We start from the raw sequence: 21,157 nt of genomic DNA, 5'->3' as shown, positions 1-21,157 counted from the left end.
GATATGCGGCTTTGCCGCGCGGGCGCGACCAGCCCCCACCGGCCCGCGTCTTGGCTACCGCTCTTCCAGCGGAGCTACGCGTGGTCGTGGCCCAGTGGGTCGCCCTCCGTCTCCGTGCCGGCGCCCGGGCCGACCCTGATCTCGAAGTCGCCGTCGTACCTCTTGTGGCCCTCGATCACGGCGAGTTCCACAGCCTCGGAGCCCATCTCGCCGCGCACGATGACCGGGTCGCGGCGCAGGTCGCGCATGAGGGCGACGCACATGCCGATCATCACGAGGACGAAGGGCGCGGCGGCCAGGATCGTGAGGTTCTGCAGACCGGTGAGCGCGTCGCCCTGGCCGCTGCCGACGAGCAGCATGATGGCGGCGACGGCCCCGGTCACAATGCCCCAGAACACGACGACGAAGCGGCCCGGTTCGAGGGCGCCCCGCTGGGAGAGCGTGCCCATCACGATGGAGGCGGCGTCGGCCCCCGAGACGAAGAAGATGCCGACAAGGACCATCACGAGCAGGCTGGTGGCGGTCGCGATGGGGAACTCCTGGAGAACTCCGAAGAGTTGACTCTCGGGGGTGTCGGCGCCGCGGAGCGCGCCGCCCTCCTTCAGCTTCATCGCCGTACCGCCGAAGACCGCGAACCAGACCAGGCTGACGGTGCTGGGCACGAGGATGACGCCGCCGACGAACTGCCGGATGGTGCGGCCGCGGCTGATGCGGGCGATGAACATGCCGACGAACGGCGTCCAGGAGATCCACCAGGCCCAGTAGAAGACGGTCCAGCTGCCGAGCCAGTCCGCGACACCCGCGCCGCCGCTGGCCTCGGTGCGACCGGCGAGCTGGGGCAGGTCGCCGAGGTAGGCGAAGATCGAGGTGGGCAGGAGATCGAGGACGATGATCGTGGGGCCGGCGATGAACACGAACACGGCGAGGATCAGTGCGAGCACCATGTTGGTGTTCGACAGCCACTGGATGCCCCTCTCCACGCCGGAGACCGCCGAGGCCACGAAGGCCAGGGTCAGCACGGCGATGATGGCGACGAGCAGCCCCTCGCTCACGTCGTCCATCCAGTCCAGCTCCTGGAATCCGGAGCCGATCTGGAGGGCGCCCAGACCCAGCGAGGCCGCCGAGCCGAAGATGGTGGCGATGATCGCGAGGATGTCGATCACCCGGCCCGCGGTGCCGCCCGCGTGCTTCTCACCGATGAGCGGGGTGAAGACCGCGCTGATGGTCTGGCGGCGGCGTTTGCGGTAGGTGCTGTAGGCGATGGCGAGGCCGACCACCGCGTAGATCGCCCAGGGGTGCAGCGTCCAGTGGAAGAGGGTGGTGGCCATCGCCGTCTCCATGCGTTCCGCGGAGTCGGCGGGGGTGGTGCCCGGCGGTGGGGTCGTGTAGTGCGAGAGCGGTTCGCTCACGCCGTAGAACATCAGGCCGATGCCCATGCCGGCGCTGAACATCATCGCGACCCAGGACACCGTCTTGAACTCGGGTTCCTCGCCCTCGGCGCCGAGGTGGATACGGCCGTAGCGGCTGACCGCGAGCCACAGGGCGAAGACGACGAAGCAGGAGGCCGCCAGCATGAAGGCCCAACCACCGTTGTGGATCAGGCCGTTGAGCAGTTTCGTGGAGACGCTCTCCAGCGAGTCCGTCGCCGTCGAGCCCCAGATCACGAAGGCCACGGTGATGACGGCGGTGACGCCGAACACCACGCGGTCGGTGGTGTGGGGGCCGGGAACGTCCGAGCGAGCTTCCCGGCCACCCCTGTCCTTCAAGTCTTCCGTCATGTGCGGCACCTTCTCCCGGAAACCATGGTTACGGAGTACCACAGGTGCCACTGATCGATGCCGCTTCAACAGTCGGTGTCGGGTTCCCCTGCCGTGAGGTGGTAGGGGGCGCGTTCGTCGAGGAGCAGCGGGACGAGGGCGCGCAGGGGTTGGCGGAGGGGAACGTGGGTGCCCTCGGTCCTCACTCCGTGCAGGGCGAGTTCGTCCTTGACCTGCGAGTACTGGGCGTCGGTGAGCCGGTAGCCGCAGGGCGGGTCCTGGATCACCTCAGCGGGTTCGGGCGGGTCGTTGTCGGCGCCGCCGACGTAGACGGGTCCGGTGTCGGCCCAGCCCTGGTGACGGGCCGTGCCGGTCGCCGCCTCGATCCGGCCGCGACGCTCGTCGGCGAAGCCGAACAGGCCTTTCAGTGCGGCCAGTTGGGAGCTGACCCGGCGCCGGTTGTTCGTCGCCTCGTCGACGTCCGCGAGCGCGTCGACGCGGCTCTCGATGAGCAGGCCGACCGCGTGCTTGATGCCGGACATGTTCCGCAGGATGCGTTCCTGGCCGTCACCGGCGGTCTGTCTGATCGGATCGCCCGTGACGGGGTCGGTCCAGATGCCGTACGTGCCGGTCGTGTACCCGGCGTGCTGTGCGGCGGGACGGACGTACGCCTGGGACAGGGTCTCGGCCTCGTCGTGGACCGCCTCGTCCGTGTTGAGGTTGCGGGGCCAGAGGTCGAAGAGGTCCTTGTCGTAGTACGGGGGCGTGGCGCCGTACTCGTGCAGGTCGTAGATGACATCGGGCTGCCGGTCGCGGATCACGGCGGCCAGGGCCCGCCCCTCGGCCGTCTGCAGGGCGAGGTGGTCGCGGTTGACGTCGATGCCGTCGCTGTTGCCGCGGGTGTCGGCGGCCCGGCCGTCGGGGTTGGCGGTGGGCACGACGAGCAGGGTGGTGCGGTCCAGGAAGCGCCGGGTGCCGGCGTCCTTCGCGTACGCCAGGTCGCGGACCCTGGAGAGACAGGCCTCGCGGCCGGACGGCTCGTCGCCGTGCTGGCTGCAGACGAGGAGCACCTTGTTCGGGGCGCCCTGCCTGCCCAGGCGGACCAGTTGGAGGGGGCGGCCCCGCTTCGTCGTGCCGATGCGGGCGAGGGAGACCCGGTCGCTCCCCGCGTCGACGGCCGCCAGGAAGTCCTGTTCCTCCGTCTCGCCGGTCCAGCGGGCACCGTTCGACTGCTCGAAACCGGTGCGCGGCGGGGAGTCGGTCGCGTGGGCCGGCATGGCGACCAGGCAGGCGGCCAGGGCCGCCGTGCTCAGCGTGAGGGCTCGGATCATCGGCCTGCCCCCGGGACGCGCTGGAGGGTCCGCGGTGCCGTCACACCGTCGAGCGGCGCGGTCCGCGGTACGGCGGTGGCGGCGCCCTGCGTGGCGTGCGCGAACGCCGAGGCGCCGCCGACGAACGGGACGCGGGCCGAGGTGCGGGACAGGTCGATCGTGAGCGTCGGGGTGGTCGACGGCGGGTCGATCAGGTCCTGGTCGGTGCCCGCGACGATCAGGGCCAGGCGGTGACCGGCGGGGACGACATGGTCGGTGGCCGCCAGGTCGACGGTGATGGTGTACGCCTTGCCCGGGGTGAGCGGGACGCCCTTGCCGGGGTCGGCGTAGGTGCCGAGGTCGGCCCAGCCGCGGCTGACGACCGTGTAGTCGACGTCGGCGGTCTTGGCCCGGGTCTCCTTGAAGCAGGCGCTGTCACCGGCGGTGCTCGCGCCCCAGCAGGTGCGGTCGGTCAGCGTGGTGATGCCCTCGCCGGCGGTCGCGTAGTCGCGGATGGTGGCGGGGCCGAGGTCCACGAGGACGGCGGAGAGGTGGGCCGTCGTGGTGGTCGGGGTGGCGGTGACGGTGACCTTCGAGGAGCCGGCCAGGCGCAGGTCCTGGGTGAGGGCGCCGGTGGTGAAGCCCGCCTTCTCCGGGGTGGACGTGTCGATCCGCGCGGACCAGTCGGTCTCGCTCAGCGCCGGGTCGTCGGTGAAGGTCTCGGTGCCGCGGTCGCGGGTCAGGCCGAGGGTGCCGACGCCGGGCTGGGTTCCCTGGGCGGGGCGCAGGGTCGCGGGGCTCGTGCCGCGCGGGGGCCAGGTCTTGGAGGTGACCCACTGGTCGGGGTGGCGTTCGATGTCGGCCATCGGCTCGCGGTCGATGCCGTTGTCGTAGCCGAGGAGTTCGTGGTCGAACCAGCGGTGCAGGGTGTCGACCCACTCGGCGCGACGGAAGTCGAAGGGGTCGACGTGGCCGGTCTGGGAGAGCCAGATCTTGCGCTCGACGCCGTTCCTGCCGAGGGCGTCCCACCACTGGCCGAGGTGCCGCATACGGACGTTGAGGTCCTGTCGGCCGTGGATGGCGAAGACGCTCGCCCTCACCTTGGAGGCGTCCTTGAGGTAGTCCCGCTCGGTCCACAGGCCGGTCCGGTCGCCGGTTCGCGGGGCGCCGTCGATGAGCTTCTGCTGGACGGCGTCGCACTTGGCCTGGGCGTCCGGGCTGTTGACGTAGGTGGCCAGCCAGTCGGGGCCGGAGTCGTAGAGCGGGGCGCCCTGCTGGAAGTAGTAGTCGTACCAGGAGGAGATGGCGCTGATCGGGACGATCGTCCTGAGGCCCTTGACGCCGGTGGCGGCGACACCGTTGGCGATGGTGCCGTCCCAGCTCTTGCCGATCATGCCGGTCTTTCCGTTGGTCCAGGTGGCCTTGGCCTTGGCGCTCCCTGTGCGGCTCGTGTAGGCAGTGGCTCGGCCATTCAGCCAGTCGACCACTGCCTTGGCCGAGAGGACGTCCGAGCGGCCGCCGACGTCGTCGCAGCCGTCGGAGCGGCTGGTGCCGGCGAGGTCGACTCCGACGAATGCGTAGCCGCGCGGCACGAAGTAGTTGTCGTAGAACAGCGGCATCTGGACGACGTCGCCGTTCGCGTCGTACGTCTTCCTCTGGCCCTCGTTGCCGCGCCCGCAGCAGGAGTAGTACGGGCTGGCGTCCATGACGACCGGCACCTTGCTGCCCTGCCGGGCGGGTTCGCGGGGGCGGACGATGTCGACGGCCACACGGTCGCTCCTGCCGTCGCCGTCCCCGTCGAGTCCGGTGTCCACCCAGACGGCCTCACGGACCGCGTTCTCGTACGAGTAGACGGGTCGGCTCTCACGCGGGGCGGCCTGTGCGACGACGGGCGTGAGGAACGTGGCCAGCAGGGCGGCGGTGGCCGCCGTCGCGAGCGATCTCCAGATCGTGAAGCGCGTGCGTATCGGCATGGCGCGGACGGTACAGCGGTCAACTCCCGCGCAAAAGAGGGCCGATCGGGGCGGGCGGGATGTGGCTGGAAAGGTGCGTGGGACGTGATCGCTCATGACGGCCGAATGGCGATCGTGTGACAGGGGCGGCTGTGGACACGCCTGCGTCCACAGGTGATGAATAGGCTCCGAACAGACCTCGTGCCCCTACGACTTGGAGCTTTCGTGCACCGCAGACTCATCGCGCCCGGCGCACTGGCCACCGCGTCCGTCCTGCTGGCGATCCCGGCGTCGGCCGCGAGCCACTCCCCCGGCGCTCCGGGCATCGGCGACCCCTACTACCCGGCCTACGGCAACGGCGGATACGACGTCTCCCACTACGACCTGCGGCTGAAGTACCAGCCGCCGACGGACGAACTGGAGGGCACGGCGACCCTCCTGGCCCGCACCACCCAGGAACTGTCGCGCTTCGACCTGGACTTCCTGCTGGACGTCGAGGAGGTGCGGGTCAACGGCGCGAAGGCGTCGTTCACCACGTCCGGTGAGCACGAGCTGGAGATCACGCCGAAGACACCGCTGGCGAAGGGCACGGCTGTCACCGTCGTCGTGCGCTACAGCGGGGTGCCGTCGTCGAAGCAGGCGTACGGCTTCACCAGCTGGCACCGCACCCCGGACGGCGGGGTCGGCGCCAACGAGCCCGAGGCCGCCTGGTGGTGGTTCCCCAGCAACGACCACCCGCTCGACAAGGCCACCTACGACGTGTCCGTGCTGGTGCCGGACGGCACCCAGGCCATCTCCAACGGCACGCTCCAGTCGACGAGTTCACGCGCCGGCTGGACCCGCTTCAACTGGCGGTCCAACAAGCCGCAGGCCACGTATCTGGCGACGCTGGCCGTCGGGAAGTTCGACATCACGACGGACCGGACCGAGAGCGGGATCCCGGTCGTCAACGCCTACAGCAAGGACCTCGGCGACAACGCCGGTGCGGCGCGGGCGAGCATCGAGCGGACCGGGGAGGTCGCCGACTGGCTGAGCGAGTACTTCGGGCCGTACCCCTTCAACGCGCTCGGCGGGTATGTGCCGAACACGAACACCGGGTACGCGCTGGAGACGCAGACCCGGCCCTTCTACAGCCCGCGCCAGTTCACGAACGGCTCCAACACCTCCGTGGTCGTGCACGAGCTGGCCCACCAGTGGTACGGCGACCTCGTCTCCGTCGCCGGATGGAAGGACATCTGGATCAACGAGGGCTTCGCCCGGTACGCGCAGTGGCTGTGGTCCGAGCACGAGGACGAGGGCACGGCACAGGAGATCGCGGACTACGTGTACGCCTCGCACCCGGCCGACGACCCGTTCTGGACGGTGAAGCCCGGTGACCCGGGGCCGGAGAACCAGTTCGACATCGCCGTCTACGACCGGGGCGCGCTGGCCCTTCAGTCGCTGCGCAACGAGATCGGGGACGACGCCTTCTTCGCGGTCCTGAAGGGCTGGCCGCAGAAGTACGCGTACGGCAACGCGACGGTCGCCGATTTCCGCGAGTACGCCGAGCAGGTGTCGGGGCAGTCGCTGTCGGCGCTCTTCGACACGTGGCTGTTCCAGCCGTCGAAGCCCACCGCCCCTGCGGCGGCCGACGCGTCCATCGCCAGGACGGCCAAGGCCGGGGCGCCGCCGGTGCGGCCGAAGTCGTGGCAGAGGATCGCCGCGACGAACGACGTGCACGAGCACTGAGCGCTCCGCTGGAAGTGCGGTGGACGGGTTGTTGTTCGTCTGCGGCGCCGTCGTGGCTGGTCGCGCCCCGCGGCGGAGCCGCTGATCGATACAGCCCCGCGCCCCTTCGGGGCGCCCCGGCCGCTTAGGGCCCCAGGTCCCCGACCATGGCGGGGGCGGTCCGTTTCATCCTTCGACTCCGGTCGAGGTGTGGGCCGCCCCGACCGGCTTGGACTCCGGCGAGCCGCGCTGTCTGAGGTAGACGGACAGGATGGCCATGGACGCCACGGCGAGGAACTCGGACTGCCAGTTCTGCAGGGTCCGGCTCCAGAAGTCCGCCGAACCGACGTAGCTTCCCCAGCCGATGGGCGCCTGGAGCTGCCGGAGCTGTTCCTCGTTGTAGGCGGCGACACCGGTGATCGACTGGGACAGCCATGACAGGGCGAACAGCGTGCCCATCACCAGACCGAGGGAATGCGAGTAGACGTGCCGCCGGGCGCCATGCCCACGGGCCCAGCGGGGTGAATACCGGTGGGCGTATCTGCCCACCTGCTGGGCCTTGTCGGACTCCGTTCCGGCTTTGCGCATTTCCTTCGATTCCGGGGAACCCCGCTGCAGGAGCCACACGGTCGCGGTGATGTAGAGGAAGAACTGCAGATATTCGGACTGCCAGTTCTCCGTCACGTCGACGGCGAAGTCGGACGACATGAGGTATTCGCCGAATCCGACCTGGGCCAGCCCGTCGGTGGCCAGCTGGTTGTTGAACTCCGCGTGGCCCGCGATCGCCTGTCCCACGAGAGCCAGCAGGAATATGAAGCCGAATCCGAGGCCCAGTCCGTTGTCGCGGAGGAATCCGCGCGTTCTCGTGGTCATCGGTTCATCAGCCCCACGGCGCTGAAGTAGACGAGGCCGCAGAGGACGACCAGCAGACAGGTCGTGAACATGATCCGCATACGCCGTCAGCCTCCCTTGATCTCGCACTGGTAGGGCTGGCCGGCGCGGGGGGTGCAGCCCGCGGCGACGACTTTCCAGCCGTCGGCGAACCGCGACAGGAAGAGTGTGTCCGACTCCAGCACCACGCGGGCCTGTCGGCCATGGACGTCCGTTCTGCGGGTCTCGCCGCCGAGCGGAATCTCCAGCGCGGCGATCGCCTTCTCGCAGCTCGCCTTCTCGGACTCCTCCACTTCACTGCGGGTTTCCGGCGCGAGAGCCTCGCAGAGGCCCTTCGTATCGTCGGAGCGCAGGAGGCGCTCGAATCCGGTGGCCGCGGCGGAGGCTCCCGATGCCCTTTCTCCGGCACCGCCGCAGCCGCCGAGAACCAGTCCGAAGGTGGACAGGAATATCAGCGTTCCGATCCAGCGCGACTTTCTCACACCGTCCGAGTACCCGCTTCCTGCTCACGCAAATAACCGGTCACACGGGTACGCAGCGTCTCCCGCCCTATCGCGTCCGTCCGAGTCGACGCCACCGTGCAGGCGTGGGCGCCGGCCACCGCGCCGTACAGGGCGCACCGGTGCGGGGGCTCGCCGGTCAGCCTGCCGTACAGGAACGCGGCCGCGAAGGCGTCGCCCGCTCCGTTGGAGTCCACCACCGGCGCGGGCGGTGTGACCGCGGGGATCCGGGTCAGTTCGCCGTCGGCCAGCAGAAATGCGCCCTGGGCCCCAGCGGTGGCGACGACGACCTCGGCGCGGCCGCGCTCGACGATGCGGCGCATGGTGCGCTCGGGGTCGGTCAGGGCGGTGGCGGAGAGGAAGACCACGTCGGCCGTGTACGCGAACGGCTCGTGGTACGGGTTCTCGCCGTCCCAGTCGTGCAGATCGGTCGAGATGCCCACGCCGCAGTCGCGCAGTGCGGGCAGGGCGTGGGCGCAGGGCTGGGTGATCGACACATGTGCGTGCCGGCTGGCCGTGGCGAGTTCCCGGACGGTCGGCTCCGGCAGTCGGTCGTCGGGGTGGCCGCGGCTGGTGTCGTACAGGGACAGCCGGCGGCCGTCGGGGCTGACGAGGTTGACCGCGCGCTTGGTGCCGGCCGGCTGCGGGACGGCGGTGAGAGCGATGCCCTTGTCCCGGTGCAGGGCGCGCACGAGGTCGCCCTCGGGGTCGTCGCCGAGCATGTCGAGGTGGTGGGTGCGCAGGCCGAGCGAGCTGAGAGCGACGGCGACGAAGTCTCCGGTCTGGCCCGCGCGGGTGCGGATCCCGGAGTCGATCATGTAGCTGTCGGCGTACGGCAACGGCAGCTCCGGCACGTACACGATGGTGTCGACGCCCGCGCCGCCCAGTACCAGAACGTCGGTGTCCCTGCTCAACTCCGGTCCTCCCCATGGTCGTAAACCGTGACCGCGATCCCCTTCCCGACCAGCCGCTCACTGATGAGCGGCTCGACACGGGACCACTTGCCTCCGGCCAGTCCGCACCCTATCCGTGGCATGTGCACGGAGGCGCCGAGTTCCGTGGCCCTCACCGCGAGCCTCTCCAGTGCCGCGTCGATCGCCTCGTAGCGCACCGGCACGCCCTTGCTGCCGGTGCGTATCCCGCGCTGCCCGACCATATTGGCCACCCACACATAGGGCTCGACCTGCACGAACTGGACGGCGCCCAGACCGAAGTCGTTCGACGCGCGGTCGCGGTGCCATGCGCGGTACGCCTTCTCCGGCGCCGGCCAGCGGCGCGACAGCGCGAGCACGAAGCCCTTTCCCCATCCCCCGATGTCGTTGCAGACATGGGCGATCACCTTGACGCCCTTCACCGACGGTGTCGTGGCGTCACCCCGGACATAAGTGATCTCCGACATGACGCCACCGTAGGCGCCGCCACTGACAGTGGCCTCCGGGGCCAGGAGGCATGATCGGCAGGGGTGCTCGCCAGGTTTCACAGCACTGGTGAGACAGCGATACTGCTGCACATGACGACCGAACCCTGCGAGATCGACGCGACCGACCTCACGATCGACGAGCTGGCCGCACGGGCGGGCGTCACGGTCCGCACGGTCCGCTTCTACGGCACCAAGGGGCTGCTGCCGCCGCCGGTGATCGGTCCGCGGCGGGTGGGGCACTACGGGCAGGAGCACCTCTCCCGGCTCGCGCTGATCGAGGAGCTCCAGCACCAGGGGATGACGCTGGCGGCGATCGAGCGGTATCTGCGGCAGCTGCCGCCGGGCCTGAGCCCGCACGACCTCGCGATCCACCGTGCGGTCGTGGCCTCCTGGGCACCGGACACCGCGCAGAGCGCCACACGCGGGGAGCTGGAGCAGCGGGCGGGACGGTCGCTCACCGACACGGACGTGGAGCGGCTGGCCGCGATGAACGTCGTACGGCCGGACGGCGACGGCTATCACTTCGACTCCGGGCTGCTGCGGCTCGGAGTCCAACTGCTCGACGTACCCCTGTCCTTGGAGTCGATCCTCGCGGCGCGCACCGTGCTCGTCGAGCATGCGCGGGCCGCGGCGCACGAGTTGGCGGAACTGTTCCGGGGAGAGGTGTCCGAGCGGGACACGCAGGACGTGAGGTCGCTGTCCGCCCATATGCATCCGATCGTGGTGCAGGCGCTGCTGACCACCTTCCAGCGCTCGTTGAAGGAGGAGCTCAGCGAATGGATTCCGACCTCGTCCGGCCCCTCACAAGTAGGCTGACCCTCCGGACACGTTGAGGGTCTGCCCGGTCAGGAAGCCGCTGCCCTCGTCGACCACGTACAGCAGCGTCGAGACCAGGTCGGCGGGCTCCTGGGTGCGGGAGACGGCCTGGCGGCCGCGCACGAACGCGAAGCCGCCGTCCGCGCCGACCGTCCGTTCGGCGGTGGCGGTGCGGACCATGGTGGGCGCGATGGCGTTGACGGTGATCCCGTACGGGGCGAGCGCGGCGGCGAGTGCGCGGGTGAAGCCGATCAGGCCCATCTTCGAGGCGACGTAGGGGACCATCGTGGGCGGTGCGGTGAACACGGCCGCGGAGGCGATGTTGACGATACGACCCCACCCGGCCGCCTTCAGATGGGGCAGCGCGGCCTGCGTCACCAGGAACGGGGCCTCCAGGTTGACGCGCAGGACGCGCCGCCACTCCTCGGCGGTCGTCTCCTCGAAGGGCTTGGACGGGTAGACGCCGGCGTTGTTGACGACGACATGCAGGGTGCCGAACCGGTCGATGACACGCTCCAGTTCGGCCCGGACGACCTCCTCGTCGGTGACGTCTCCCACCAGTTCCACATAGTCGAGGATCCGGGCCGCGGTCTGCGGCTGCGGGACGAGGTCGAGCCCTGCGACCCGGTAGCCGCGCCCGGCCAGCGCGACGGCGAACTCCTGCCCGAGGCCCTGTGCCGCTCCGGTCACCAGGGCGGTACGCGTCTCCATGGGGCGAGTGTGATGACCCGTCAGGCGTCCGGCAAGAGCGCATTCCACTCGCTGGAACGCCCGTGTTGCCGCCCGCGCCCGTGGGGCCGACGCTGCGGCCAGTCGCCCGTGGGGGCGGCCTTCAGCTGCCGCCGTACGGGAGCCGTGCCCGATGACCGAGACCGAGCGTGCCGTGGACGACGCCGAGCGCGCCCGCGAACAGGACACCGCGACGCGACGCCGGTGGCCGCTGCCGCCGCGCCGGCTGGTGCGGGACGAGCTGGGCGTCCTGCTGGTGCTGGGGCTGCTCGTGCTGGCGATCGGCATCCCGTACCCGGACTTCTTCGACACGGACAACCTGCTGTCCACCGCCCACAACTCGGTCTACATCTCGCTGATGGCGTGCGGCATGGTCTTCGCGCTCGCCATGCGCGAGGTCGACCTGTCGGTGGGGGGCACCTACGCGATGGTGCTGGTCGTCGGGGCGCTCCTGGTGCGGGACGGTTGGGCGCCCTGGGCGGCGGTGCCGGTGATGCTGCTCACCGGGATCGCTCTCGGGGTGTTCAACGCGCTGGTGACGACCCTGCTGGCGCTGCCGTCGTTCATCGTCACGCTGGGCACGCTGATGCTCTTCCGGGGTGTCGGGCTCGCGCTGGCCGACGGCAGGCAGATCACCGATCTGCCGCTGGACGACTCGTTCTTCACCTTCGCGGGCGGGGATCCTGGCGGGGTGCCGTTCGCCCTGTGGGTACTGCTCGCGGTGGTCACCGTGCTGGCCGTGGCACTCACCCGCACCCGGTTCGGGGCTCGGGTGCGGGCGATCGGCTCGAATCCGGACGCCGCCGCGTTCAGCGGCATCCCGGTCGTGCGCACCCGCGTCCAGGCCCTGGCGCTCTCCGGTCTGACCACGGCGTGCGCCGCCGTGCTGGCCCTCGCGTTCTACGGCGCCGGTGACCCGACCCTCGGGCAGGGGTACGAGCTCCAGGCCATCGCCGCGTGCATCATCGGCGGGACGCCGCTGGCCGGGGGGCGCGGGTCGGTGGTCGGCGCGGTGGCGGGGGCGATGATCCTGGCGGTCGTGGCCGCGGGGCTCGTGTTCTTCGAAGTACCCATCAACTGGACGTCGTTCGCGACCGGTGGGGTCATCCTCGTCGCGGTCGCGGCGGACAGCGCGCTGCGCCGCACGGGACGGCGGCGCCGGTGAACACCCGGTCGGCACATGGCTCTTGGAGGCCCCTGATGCATCCTCGATTCCGTACGGTGGCCGCCGCCCTCGGCGTCCTGGCACTGCTGGGCGCCTCCGGGTGCGGTGAGAGCGAGGGGTCCGGCGGCAAGGGCGGCAAGCTGGACATGGGCATCGCGGTGGCCAACATCTCCCTCAACTTCGCCCACGAGATGGTGCTCGGCGCCGAGAGCGCCGCGGAGCACGCCGAGAACGTCGACTTCCAGGCGGTCGGCCCGCCCAACACGGACGGTCCGGCCGAGGTCCAGCTGTTCCAGAACCTCCAGACGACCGCCAAGGACGGCATCGTCCTGGAGAACCTCGACCCGCCGATCTTCACCCGCCCCGCTGCCCGAGCCGTCGACAAGGGCATCCCGATCGTCGCCCTGGACACCTCCCCCACCGAGGGCAGCAAGGTGAACTTCTATGTGGGCAACGACAATTACGCGCTCGGCGAGCTGATGGCGAAGGAGGCGCTGAAGCGGCTGGGCGACGATCCGAAGGGCGAGATCGTCATCGGGGTGCCGAACCCGGGGACGCCGGTGCTGGACAACCGGGCTGCGGGCATCAAGGACACGTTCGGCAAGGAGGCGCCGGACGTGAAGGTGCTCGGCCCCTTCCAGACGTACAGCGATCCCGGCCAGAACTACAGCTCCTGGTCGGCGCAGGTCAACGCGCATCCGGACGCGCTGGCGTTCCTCGGTGTCGGGGACGCCGACAGCTACAACCTCGCCAAGATCAAGAAGTCGAAGAAGGGGAAGTGGCTGACCGCCGGCTTCGACGTCGACCCCAAGACCCTCGACGCGGTCAAGGACGGCTCGAACTTCGTCGCCATCGACCCGCAGCACTTCCTCAAGGGCTATCTGTCCACGGCGATCCTGATCGAGTCGGTGCGCGAGAACGACGGCAAGCTGCCCGACGGCTGGTTCCTCTCCCCCGGCGGCGTCGTCGACTCCTCCAACATCGACGAGATCATCACCCGGCAGAAGTCCCCGGAGGCGGCCTACGACTGGTACGGGCCCACCATCGACAAGCTCCTCGGCGATCAGGAGGGACAGCTGCGTCCCCTGAAGGACGCGCGCTGAGATGGCGCACGGCGACATCCTCGTGGCCCAGGGCCTGGTCAAGTCGTACGGCGGAGTAAGGGCGTTGGACGGGGCCGGGGTCCGGCTGCGGGGCGGTGAGGTGCATGCGCTGGTCGGCGAGAACGGTGCGGGCAAGTCGACGCTGGTGCGGATCGTGTCGGGGACGCTGGCGGCACAAGAGGGGGCGGTGCGCCTCGCGAAGGACACCCGGATCGCCACCGTCTCCCAGGAGTTGAGCCTCTTCCCCGACCTCACCGTCCGGGAGAACCTCTTCCCCCGCCGTCCACCGCGCCGCCTCGGCCTGCTCGACCGGGGTGCCATGGACCGGGCGGCCGGGCCGGTCCTCGCTGAGCTGGGCCTGGACGTGGACCTCGGCACGGAGCTCGGCGAACTGCCCCTCGCGGACCAGCAGTTGACGGAGATCGCCCGGGCCCTGCTGCGCCGCCCCCGGCTGCTGATCCTCGACGAGCCGACGTCGGCGCTGCCGGCCGCCGCCGTCGACCGCCTGGAGGGTGTCCTGCGCACGCTGACCGGGCGGGGCATCGCCGTCCTGTACGTCACCCACTTCCTGGAGGAGGTGATGCGGTTCGCGCAGCGCGTGACGGTGCTGCGGGACGGGCGGGTGGCACTCGCCGGGGTGCGCCGCGAGGAGGTCGACGTGCCCGAACTGGTGACGGCGATGCTGGGCGGCCGGCCCGAGCAGCAGGCACGCCGGACACGGACCGTGGTCGATCTGCCGCCGCCCGTGGTGCTGTCTGGGGTGAGCGTGCCGGGCAGGCTCACGGACGTGACGTTCACGGTCCGGGCGGGTGAGGTGGTCGGGGTCGCGGGGCTTCAAGGGGCGGGCCATCTCTGCGCGTTGGAGGTGGTGTGCGGCCGTACGGCGATCTCCGCGGGCCGGGTGGACGTCGGCGGCCGCGGTCTGCCGCACTCGCTGCGGGACGCGGTGCGGTCGGGGGTCGCCTTCGTGCCGAGCGACCGGAAGCGGTACGGGCTGATGGTCGACCGGGAGGTGTGGGAGAACACGACGTCGGTGAGCTGGCTGGGGCTCGGGCGGGGCGGCATCGCGCCGTCGCGGTCGGAACTGGTCCGCCGTACCGTCGACCTGACCGAACGGCTACGGCTGCGCGGCGGCCCTCACGACGTGGTGGCACGCCTGTCCGGCGGCAACCAGCAGAAGGTCGTCTTCGCCAAGTGGCTGGCGACCGACCCCACGATCGTGGTCCTCGACGACCCGACGCGGGGCGTGGACGTCGGCGTACGGTCCGAAATGCACCGGATCGTGGGCGAGTTGGCCGCAGGCGGCGCGGCGGTACTGATCGCATCGACGGACCTGGCGGAACTGACGGAGGTGTGCGACAGAGTGCTGGTCTTCGTCCGGGGCAGGGTGACGGGCGAGGTACACGGAGCGCACCTGACAGAGCACGCACTGGCGGTGGCGATGCAGCACGGGGCGTCGACGTCTAGGTAATTGGCAGATGTGTCCCACGCCGGGCGTCGGTCACCTGGGATTTTGCGGAGCGTAGGTGGGACGTATCCGCCAATCGCTCATGCCGACAACGCTCGGGTCAGGGCCCGTGCTGCTGCGCAGACTCTTGCGCCCACTTGGTCCATGTTCAGGTGGCGGGTGGCGCCTGTTACCGAGATCGCTGCGATCGGGCGGGGGGCGCGGTCGTGGGCGTAGATCGGGGCGGCCACCGCCGAGACGCCGATCTCGGCCTCCTCCAGGTTGACGCCGAAGCCCCGGGCGCGGGTCAGGGCCAGGTCGCGGGCCAGCTGACCCGGGAGGACCAGGGTGCGGGGGGTCAGGCGGTGCAGGGTGCGGTGGGGCGGGCGGGGGTCCAGGGCGAGGAAGACCTTGCCGGTGGCGGTGCAGTGGGCGGGGAGGCGGCCGCCGGTGCGGGAGACGATCGGGGTGGCGCGGCGGCTCGTGATCTTCTCCAGGAACAGGGTGTCGGTACCGTCCGGGACGGCGAGATGGACGTTCTCGTGGGTGGCCTCGTGCAGGTCGCCCAGGTACGGCAGCGCCGCGTCCCGCAGCTCGCACACCGACGGCGCGGACTGGCCGAGGACGAAGAGCCCCAGGCCGATGCGGTAGCGGCCGTCCGGGGTGCGCTCGACCAGGCCGAGCCGGACCAGTTCGCCGATCAGCCGGTGCGCGGTGGGCTTCGGCAGCCCGGTGCGCAGGGCGAGTTCGGCGAGGGTGAGGGCGGTCCCGGAGTCCCCGCAGGCACGTAGCAGGGTCACGCCGCGTGCGAGCACCGACTTGGGCAGAGGACCGTCGTCCGTCATGGACCGAATGGTGATGCCTGGGTCGGCGGGTGGCAAGGTGTGCGTCGCTGTGAGTGGCGGATCATCGCCTCGGTCGCAGGCGTGGTGTCCCCGCGGTGGGGGCTCATTGCCCCAGAGGTACGTCGATCAGCAGTGGGCCCTTCAACTTCCCTGCCCCGGCGACCAGTTCGCGCAGATGCTGCGCGCTCTCGGCGCGGACCGCGTCGACGCCGAAGAAGGCGGCCGCGCGGGTGAAGTCCAGGGGGCCCAGTTCGGTGCCGGGGCACGGGCCCGGGCCGCCCATCGCCTCGTAGGTGTCCTGAAGGGTGCGGTAGGCGCCGTTGTTCATGACCACGAACAGGACGGGGGACGACTGACGGGCGGCGCTCCACAGTCCCTGGAGTCCGAACAGGGTGCAGCCGTCGCCGAGTACGGCGACCACGGGGCGTCCCGGCTCGGCGAGCGCGCGGCCGACGGCGGCGCCGATGCCCCAGCCCAGGCCGCCGCCGACGGTGTGGGTGTAGCTGCCGGGGCGGTCCAGGCGGACGAGCCGACGAAGCAGCAGCCCTACGGTGATGGCCTCCTCGACGACCGCCGCGCCGGGCGGCAGACCCCGGGCGACGGCGTGGGCGGCGGCCCAGGGGGCGAGCGGGGCCGGGGAGTACGCGGCGCGGGCGGCGGACTCGGCGCGGTCGCGGTCCGCGGCGTGCTGTTCGCCGGTGTGCAGGATGCGGCCCTTGGCGGTGTGGGCGGGCACACGTTCGCGCAGGAGGTCGGCGAGGCGGTGCAGGGAGGGGCCGAGGGAGCCGACCAGCCCGGCTTCGGCGGGGAAGTTACGGCCGATCTCCTCGGGGTCGGAGTCGAGCTGGACGACGGTGACGCCGGGCGGCAGTGCGGGGCCCGGGGTGTAGTGGTGCGGGGTGAAGGCGTGGGCGCCGGCGATCAGCAGGACGTCGTGCGGGGCGAGTGCGGCGCGGATCGCGTCGTGGCGGGGTGGCAGCATCCCGGCGTAGAGGGGGTGGGTGGTAGGGAAGTTCAGGCAGTCGGCCATGGGCTGGTGGTGCACGGTCGCGCCGCAGGCCTCCGCCGCGCGGACCAGGGCGGCGACGGCGTCCTCGCGTCCGACGCCGTCGCCGGCGACGATCGCGGGGCGGGCGGCGCCGCCGAGCAGGACGGCGGCGCGTTCGATGCCGGGGGCCGGGCCTGCCGGGGGTGGCGCAGTGCGGGCCGGGACCTCGACCTCGATGTCCTCGGCGAACACGTCCATGGGGATGGACAGGAACACCGGTCCCGCGGGCGGGCGTACGGCGAGGGCGAAGGCCCGGCGTAACGCCAGCGGCAGGTCGCGGGCGTGCTGGACGTCGTACGCCGCCTTCACCGCGGGCGTCGCGAGGCCGACGAGGTCGCCGGTGAGCATGGGGTCCTGCTGAAGGTGGCGGCGGTCCTGCTGGCCGGCCGTCACGACGAGGGGGGTGCGGGAGCGGCGGGCGTTGAGGAGGCCGATGAGGCCGTTGGCGAGGCCCGCGGCCACGTGCAGGCTCACGAAGGCGGGGCGGCCGGTGGCGCGTGCGTAGCCGTCGGCCATCGAGACGACGGCGCCCTCGTGCACCCCGAGGACGTACTCGGGGGCGCCCTCGGTCTCCTTGAGGGCGGCCAGGAAGGGGAGTTCGGTGGTGCCCGGGTTGCCGAAGACCCGGTCCACGCCCTCGCCGCGGAGGATGTCCAGGAAGGCGAGGGCGGGACGGGTTCCCATAGGGGGCTCCTCGGTGGGGACGGGGACCGGTTCGCAGGTCAGCGTCGGCGTTCCGTCCCCCGGGGGGCAAGCGGGGCGTGTCGCTCAGCGGTACGGGGTGCCCGGGGCGGTTTTCTCGCCCCCGCCGCCCTTACCCATTCCCATCCCCAGGGGCTGCCGCCCCTTCGACCCCGCCCCTGGACCCCCGCTCCTCAAACGCCGCAGGGGCTGAGAAACTCAGCCCGTCCGGCGTTTGAGGACAAGGCCCGTTCAGGGCCGAAGCGGGGGTCTGGGGGCGGCAGCCCCCAGGGACGGGACGGGCAGCGGGGGCGAAGACCCCCCACCGACGCCCCGTCACGCGTCGCCGAACCGCTCCCCCTTCTCCGCCTTCTCCACCAGCAGCGCCGGCGGTGTGAAGCGGTCCCCGTAGCGCTCGGCGAGCTCACGCGCGCGTGCCACGAAGCCCGGGAGGCCGCCCTCGTAACCGTTGATGTACTGGAGGACGCCGCCGGTCCAGCCCGGGAAGCCGATGCCGAAGATCGAGCCGATGTTGGCGTCGGCGACCGAGGTCAGGACGCCCTCCTCGATGAGCTTGACCGTGTCGAGGGCCTCGGAGAAGAGCATGCGTTCCTGCATGTCCGCGAAGGGGATCTCGGCGCCTTCGCGAGTGAAGTGCTCACGCAGGCCCGGCCACAGGCCCGTCCGCTTGCCGTCCTCGCCGTACTCGTAGAACCCGGCGCCACCGCTGCGGCCCGTGCGGCCGAACTCGTCGACCATGCGGTCGATGACGGCCTCCGCGGGGTGCGTGGGCCAGACGCCGCCCGCCTCCTCGAGGGCCCGCTTGGACTCGTTGCGGATCTTGCGCGGGAGCGTGAGCGTCAGTTCGTCCATCAGGGAGAGGACCTTGGCCGGGTAGCCCGCCTGCGCCGCCGCCTGTTCGATCGAGGCCGGTTCGATGCCCTCGCCGACCATCGCGACGCCCTCGTTGATGAAGTGGCCGATCACGCGGGAGGTGAAGAAGCCGCGCGAGTCGTTCACCACGATCGGCGTCTTCTTGATCTGCCGCACCAGGTCGAAGGCCCGGGCCAGGGCCTCCTCCCCCGTCCGCTCGCCCTTGATGATCTCGACGAGCGGCATCTTGTCGACCGGCGAGAAGAAGTGCAGGCCGATGAAGTCGCTCTGGCGCTCGACGCCCTCGGCGAGCACGGTGATGGGGAGGGTGGAGGTGTTGGAGCACAGCAGCGCGTCGGGCTCGACGACGTGCTGGATCTCCTGGAACACCTTGTGCTTGAGCTCGGGGTTCTCGAAGACGGCCTCGATCACCGCGTCGCAGCCGGCGACGTCGGCAGGGTCGGACGTCGGTGTGATGCGGGCCAGCAGCGCGTCCGCCTTCTCCTGTGTCGTACGGCCCCGGGAGACCGCCTTCGCGCAGAGCTTCTCGGAGTAGGCCTTGCCCTTGGCGGCCGCTTGCGCCGACACGTCCTTCAGCACGACGTCGATGCCCGCGCGGGCGCACGAGTACGCGATGCCCGCGCCCATCATCCCGGCGCCCAGGACGGCGACCTTGCGGACCGTGCGCAGCTCGATGCCCTTGGGGCGGTTGGCACCGGAGTTGACGGCCTGGAGGTCGAAGAAGAACGCCTGGATCATGTTCTTGGAGATCTGACCGGCCGCCAGCTCCACGAAGTACCGCGCCTCGATGACCTGTGCGGTCTCGAAGTCGACCTGGGAGCCCTCGACCGCGGCGGCGAGGATGTTGCGCGGGGCCGGGTAGGGCGCGCCGCCCGTCTGCTTGCGCAGGTTGGCCGGGAAGGCGGGGAGGTTGGCCGCGAACTTGGGGTTGGCGGGGGTGCCGCCGGGGATGCGGTAGCCGGGCTTGTCCCAGGGCTGCTGCGACTCCGGGTTGGCCTCGATGAAGGCGCGGGCCTTGGCGAGCAGTTCCTCCTGGGTGGCGGCCACTTCGTGGATCAGGCCGTTCTGGAGGGCGCGCTGCGGGGTGTACTGGGTGCCCTGGAGCAGCACCTTCAGCAGGGCGTCGGCGATGCCGAGGAGGCGGACCGTGCGGGCGACGCCGCCTCCGCCCGGGAGCAGGCCGAGGGTGACCTCGGGGCAGCCGATCTTCGAGCCCGGCGCGTCCAGGGCGATGCGGTGGTGGCAGGCCAGGGCGATCTCGTAACCGCCGCCGAGGGCCGCGCCGTTCATCGCGGCGACGACCGGCTTGCCGAGGGTCTCGATGCGGCGCAGGTCGCGCTTGATCGCGAGGCCGCCGTCGAAGAGGTCCTGGGCGGTCTGCGGGGTGACCCGGATGAGGTCGCGCAGGTCGCCGCCGGCGAAGAAGGTCTTCTTGGCGGAGGTGAGGATGATGCCGCGGATGGAGTCCTTCTCGGCCTCCAGGCGGTCGGTGACGACGGCGAGGGAGTCGCGGAACGCCTGGTTCATGGTGTTCGCGGACTGAGAGGGGTCGTCGAGAACGAGGGTGACGACGCCGGACCGGTCCTGTTCCCAGCGGATGGTGGTGGACTCAGTGCTCATGTGGAGATGCTCCGTGTGATCCGTCGGGAGGGGGGTCAGATGCGCTCGACGATGGTGGCGATGCCCATGCCGCCGCCCACACAGAGCGTGGCGAGGCCGTACCGCTTGTCCTGGCGCTCCAGTTCGTCGACGAGCGAGCCGAGGATCATCGCGCCGGTCGCGCCGAGGGGATGGCCCAGCGCGATGGCGCCGCCGTTGACGTTGACCTTGTCCAGGGACAGGCCCATGTCCTTCACGAAGCGCAGGACGACCGCCGCGAAGGCCTCGTTGATCTCGACGAGGTCGATGTCGTCGATGGTCAGCCCGGCCTTGGCGAGCGCCTTGCGGGCGGCCGGGGCGGGGCCGGTGAGCATGATGGTCGGCTCGGAGCCGGAGACGGACGCGGAGACGATCCGCGCGCGCGGGGTGAGGCCGTAGCGCTCGCCGACCTCCTTGGAGCCGATCGCGACGAGCGAGGCGCCGTCGACGATGCCCGAGGAGTTGCCCGCGTGGTGGACGTGGTCGATCTTCTCGACCCAGTGGTACTTCTGGAGCGCGACGGCGTCGAAGCCGCCCAGGTCACCGATGTCCGCGAAGGACGGCTTGAGCTTGGCGAGGGAGTCGGCGGTGGTCCCGGGGCGCATGTACTCGTCGTGGTCCAGCACGACCAGCCCGCTGCGGTCCTTCACCGGCACGACGGAACGGTCGAAGCGGCCCTCCTTCCAGGCCGTCGCCGCCCGCTCCTGCGACAGCGCCGCGTACTCGTCGACGTCCCGCCGCGAGAAGCCCTCGATGGTGGCGATGAGGTCGGCGCCGATACCCTGCGGCACGAAGTTCACGGACAGGTTGGTCATCGGGTCGTTGAACCAGGCGCCGCCGTCCGAGGCCATCGGCACCCGGGACATGGACTCCACACCGCCCGCCAGGACAAGGTCCTCCCATCCGGAACGGACCTTGGCCGCGGCCATGTTGACCGCCTCCAGACCCGACGCACAGAAGCGGTTCTCCTGTACGCCCGCGACGGTGTCCGGCAGTCCGGCGGCCACGGCGGCGATCCGGGCGATGTCGGAGCCCTGGTCGCCGACGGGGCCGACCACGCCGAGCACGATGTCGTCGATGGCGGTCGGGTCCAGGCCCGGGAAACGGTCGCGGATCTCGTGGATGAGTCCGACGACCAGGTCGATGGGCTTGGTGCCGTGCAGGGCGCCGTTCGCCTTGCCGCGACCGCGCGGGGTGCGGATCGCGTCGTACACATACGCTTCGGTGCTCACGGGGAGGCCTTTCGGGGGTGAG

The 21,157-nt window shown here is 70.9% G+C and carries 17 protein-coding genes; 5 read left to right on the top strand and 12 right to left on the bottom strand.

All coding sequences use genetic code 11. The features are described 5' to 3' along the window. Nucleotides 1-74 precede the first annotated feature (74 nt). The 3 genes from TN53_RS01010 to TN53_RS01000 form a co-directional block, all read right to left on the bottom strand. Nucleotides 75-1,778, bottom strand: coding sequence for a BCCT family transporter (locus TN53_RS01010; RefSeq protein ID WP_095046220.1), 1,704 nt, complete (start codon nt 1,776-1,778; stop codon nt 75-77). Between the two features lie 65 nt (nt 1,779-1,843). Further along, the gene (locus TN53_RS01005; RefSeq protein WP_046256329.1) at nt 1,844-3,088 is read right to left on the bottom strand and encodes a M14 family metallopeptidase; all 1,245 of its coding nucleotides are present in this window, start codon (nt 3,086-3,088) and stop codon (nt 1,844-1,846) included. Then, on the bottom strand, nt 3,085-5,040 hold the full coding sequence (locus TN53_RS01000; RefSeq protein WP_046256328.1) for a Xaa-Pro dipeptidyl-peptidase: 1,956 nt from the start codon (nt 5,038-5,040) through the stop codon (nt 3,085-3,087). Before TN53_RS01000 ends, TN53_RS01005 begins: the two co-directional genes overlap by 4 nt. 204 nt (nt 5,041-5,244) lie before the next feature. Here TN53_RS01000 and TN53_RS00995 point away from each other — a divergent pair, with 204 nt between their 5' ends. Then, nucleotides 5,245-6,747, top strand: coding sequence for a M1 family metallopeptidase (locus TN53_RS00995; protein WP_199924483.1), 1,503 nt, complete (start codon nt 5,245-5,247; stop codon nt 6,745-6,747). A gap of 165 nt (nt 6,748-6,912) precedes the next feature. On the opposite strand, the gene TN53_RS00990 is transcribed toward TN53_RS00995, so the two are convergent. From TN53_RS00990 to TN53_RS00975, 4 genes are all read right to left on the bottom strand, one after another. Further along, on the bottom strand, nt 6,913-7,599 hold the full coding sequence (locus TN53_RS00990; protein ID WP_046256326.1) for a DUF6766 family protein: 687 nt from the start codon (nt 7,597-7,599) through the stop codon (nt 6,913-6,915). An 86-nt stretch (nt 7,600-7,685) separates the two neighbouring features. Beyond that, nucleotides 7,686-8,099, bottom strand: a complete 414-nt coding sequence (locus TN53_RS00985) for a hypothetical protein (protein ID WP_234441484.1) — start codon at nt 8,097-8,099, stop codon at nt 7,686-7,688. Then, nucleotides 8,096-9,031 (bottom strand): PfkB family carbohydrate kinase, encoded by a 936-nt coding sequence (locus tag TN53_RS00980; protein ID WP_046256325.1) that lies wholly within the window; start codon nt 9,029-9,031, stop codon nt 8,096-8,098. Before TN53_RS00980 ends, TN53_RS00985 begins: the two co-directional genes overlap by 4 nt. Continuing rightward, entirely contained in the window at nt 9,028-9,516 is a 489-nt protein-coding gene (locus TN53_RS00975; RefSeq protein ID WP_046256324.1) for a macro domain-containing protein, read from the bottom strand. The genes TN53_RS00980 and TN53_RS00975 overlap by 4 nt, the downstream gene beginning before the upstream one ends. 111 nt (nt 9,517-9,627) lie before the next feature. On the opposite strand from TN53_RS00975, the gene TN53_RS00970 reads away from it, so the two are divergent. After that, the gene (locus tag TN53_RS00970) at nt 9,628-10,353 is read left to right on the top strand and encodes a MerR family transcriptional regulator (protein WP_046256323.1); all 726 of its coding nucleotides are present in this window, start codon (nt 9,628-9,630) and stop codon (nt 10,351-10,353) included. Here the strand turns inward: TN53_RS00970 and TN53_RS00965 are convergent. Then, the gene (locus tag TN53_RS00965; RefSeq protein WP_046256322.1) at nt 10,339-11,064 is read right to left on the bottom strand and encodes an SDR family NAD(P)-dependent oxidoreductase; all 726 of its coding nucleotides are present in this window, start codon (nt 11,062-11,064) and stop codon (nt 10,339-10,341) included. The two genes, TN53_RS00970 and TN53_RS00965, sit on opposite strands and share 15 nt — an antisense overlap. A gap of 151 nt (nt 11,065-11,215) precedes the next feature. Here TN53_RS00965 and TN53_RS00960 point away from each other — a divergent pair, with 151 nt between their 5' ends. From TN53_RS00960 to TN53_RS00950, 3 genes are read left to right on the top strand one after another with little or no spacing between them, the layout of a single operon-like run. After that, nucleotides 11,216-12,247 (top strand): ABC transporter permease, encoded by a 1,032-nt coding sequence (locus TN53_RS00960; protein WP_046256321.1) that lies wholly within the window; start codon nt 11,216-11,218, stop codon nt 12,245-12,247. A gap of 35 nt (nt 12,248-12,282) precedes the next feature. Beyond that, nucleotides 12,283-13,350, top strand: coding sequence for a sugar ABC transporter substrate-binding protein (locus tag TN53_RS00955; RefSeq protein WP_046256320.1), 1,068 nt, complete (start codon nt 12,283-12,285; stop codon nt 13,348-13,350). Nucleotide 13,351: 1 nt separating this feature from the next. Further along, the gene (locus TN53_RS00950; protein ID WP_046256319.1) at nt 13,352-14,821 is read left to right on the top strand and encodes a sugar ABC transporter ATP-binding protein; all 1,470 of its coding nucleotides are present in this window, start codon (nt 13,352-13,354) and stop codon (nt 14,819-14,821) included. A 77-nt stretch (nt 14,822-14,898) separates the two neighbouring features. Here the strand turns inward: TN53_RS00950 and TN53_RS00945 are convergent, their stop codons facing one another. The 4 genes from TN53_RS00945 to TN53_RS00930 all read right to left on the bottom strand — a co-directional run bounded on the left by TN53_RS00945 (nt 14,899) and on the right by TN53_RS00930 (nt 21,135). Further along, the gene (locus TN53_RS00945) at nt 14,899-15,642 is read right to left on the bottom strand and encodes an IclR family transcriptional regulator (protein ID WP_046256318.1); all 744 of its coding nucleotides are present in this window, start codon (nt 15,640-15,642) and stop codon (nt 14,899-14,901) included. Between the two features lie 103 nt (nt 15,643-15,745). Continuing rightward, on the bottom strand, nt 15,746-17,374 hold the full coding sequence (locus tag TN53_RS00940; RefSeq protein ID WP_046256317.1) for a thiamine pyrophosphate-binding protein: 1,629 nt from the start codon (nt 17,372-17,374) through the stop codon (nt 15,746-15,748). A 333-nt stretch (nt 17,375-17,707) separates the two neighbouring features. After that, entirely contained in the window at nt 17,708-19,885 is a 2,178-nt protein-coding gene (locus tag TN53_RS00935; RefSeq protein ID WP_046256316.1) for a 3-hydroxyacyl-CoA dehydrogenase NAD-binding domain-containing protein, read from the bottom strand. Between the two features lie 35 nt (nt 19,886-19,920). Continuing rightward, complete coding sequence (locus TN53_RS00930; RefSeq protein ID WP_046256315.1) at nt 19,921-21,135, bottom strand: acetyl-CoA C-acetyltransferase; 1,215 nt, start codon at nt 21,133-21,135, stop codon at nt 19,921-19,923. Between the last annotated feature and the right edge of the window lie 22 nt (nt 21,136-21,157).

The sequence above is a fragment of the Streptomyces sp. WM6386 genome, from assembly GCF_000972385.1.
Lineage (GTDB): Bacteria > Actinomycetota > Actinomycetes > Streptomycetales > Streptomycetaceae > Streptomyces.
Note: the sequence above shows the minus strand (reverse complement) of the source record. Positions and strands in the feature narration are given on the sequence as shown.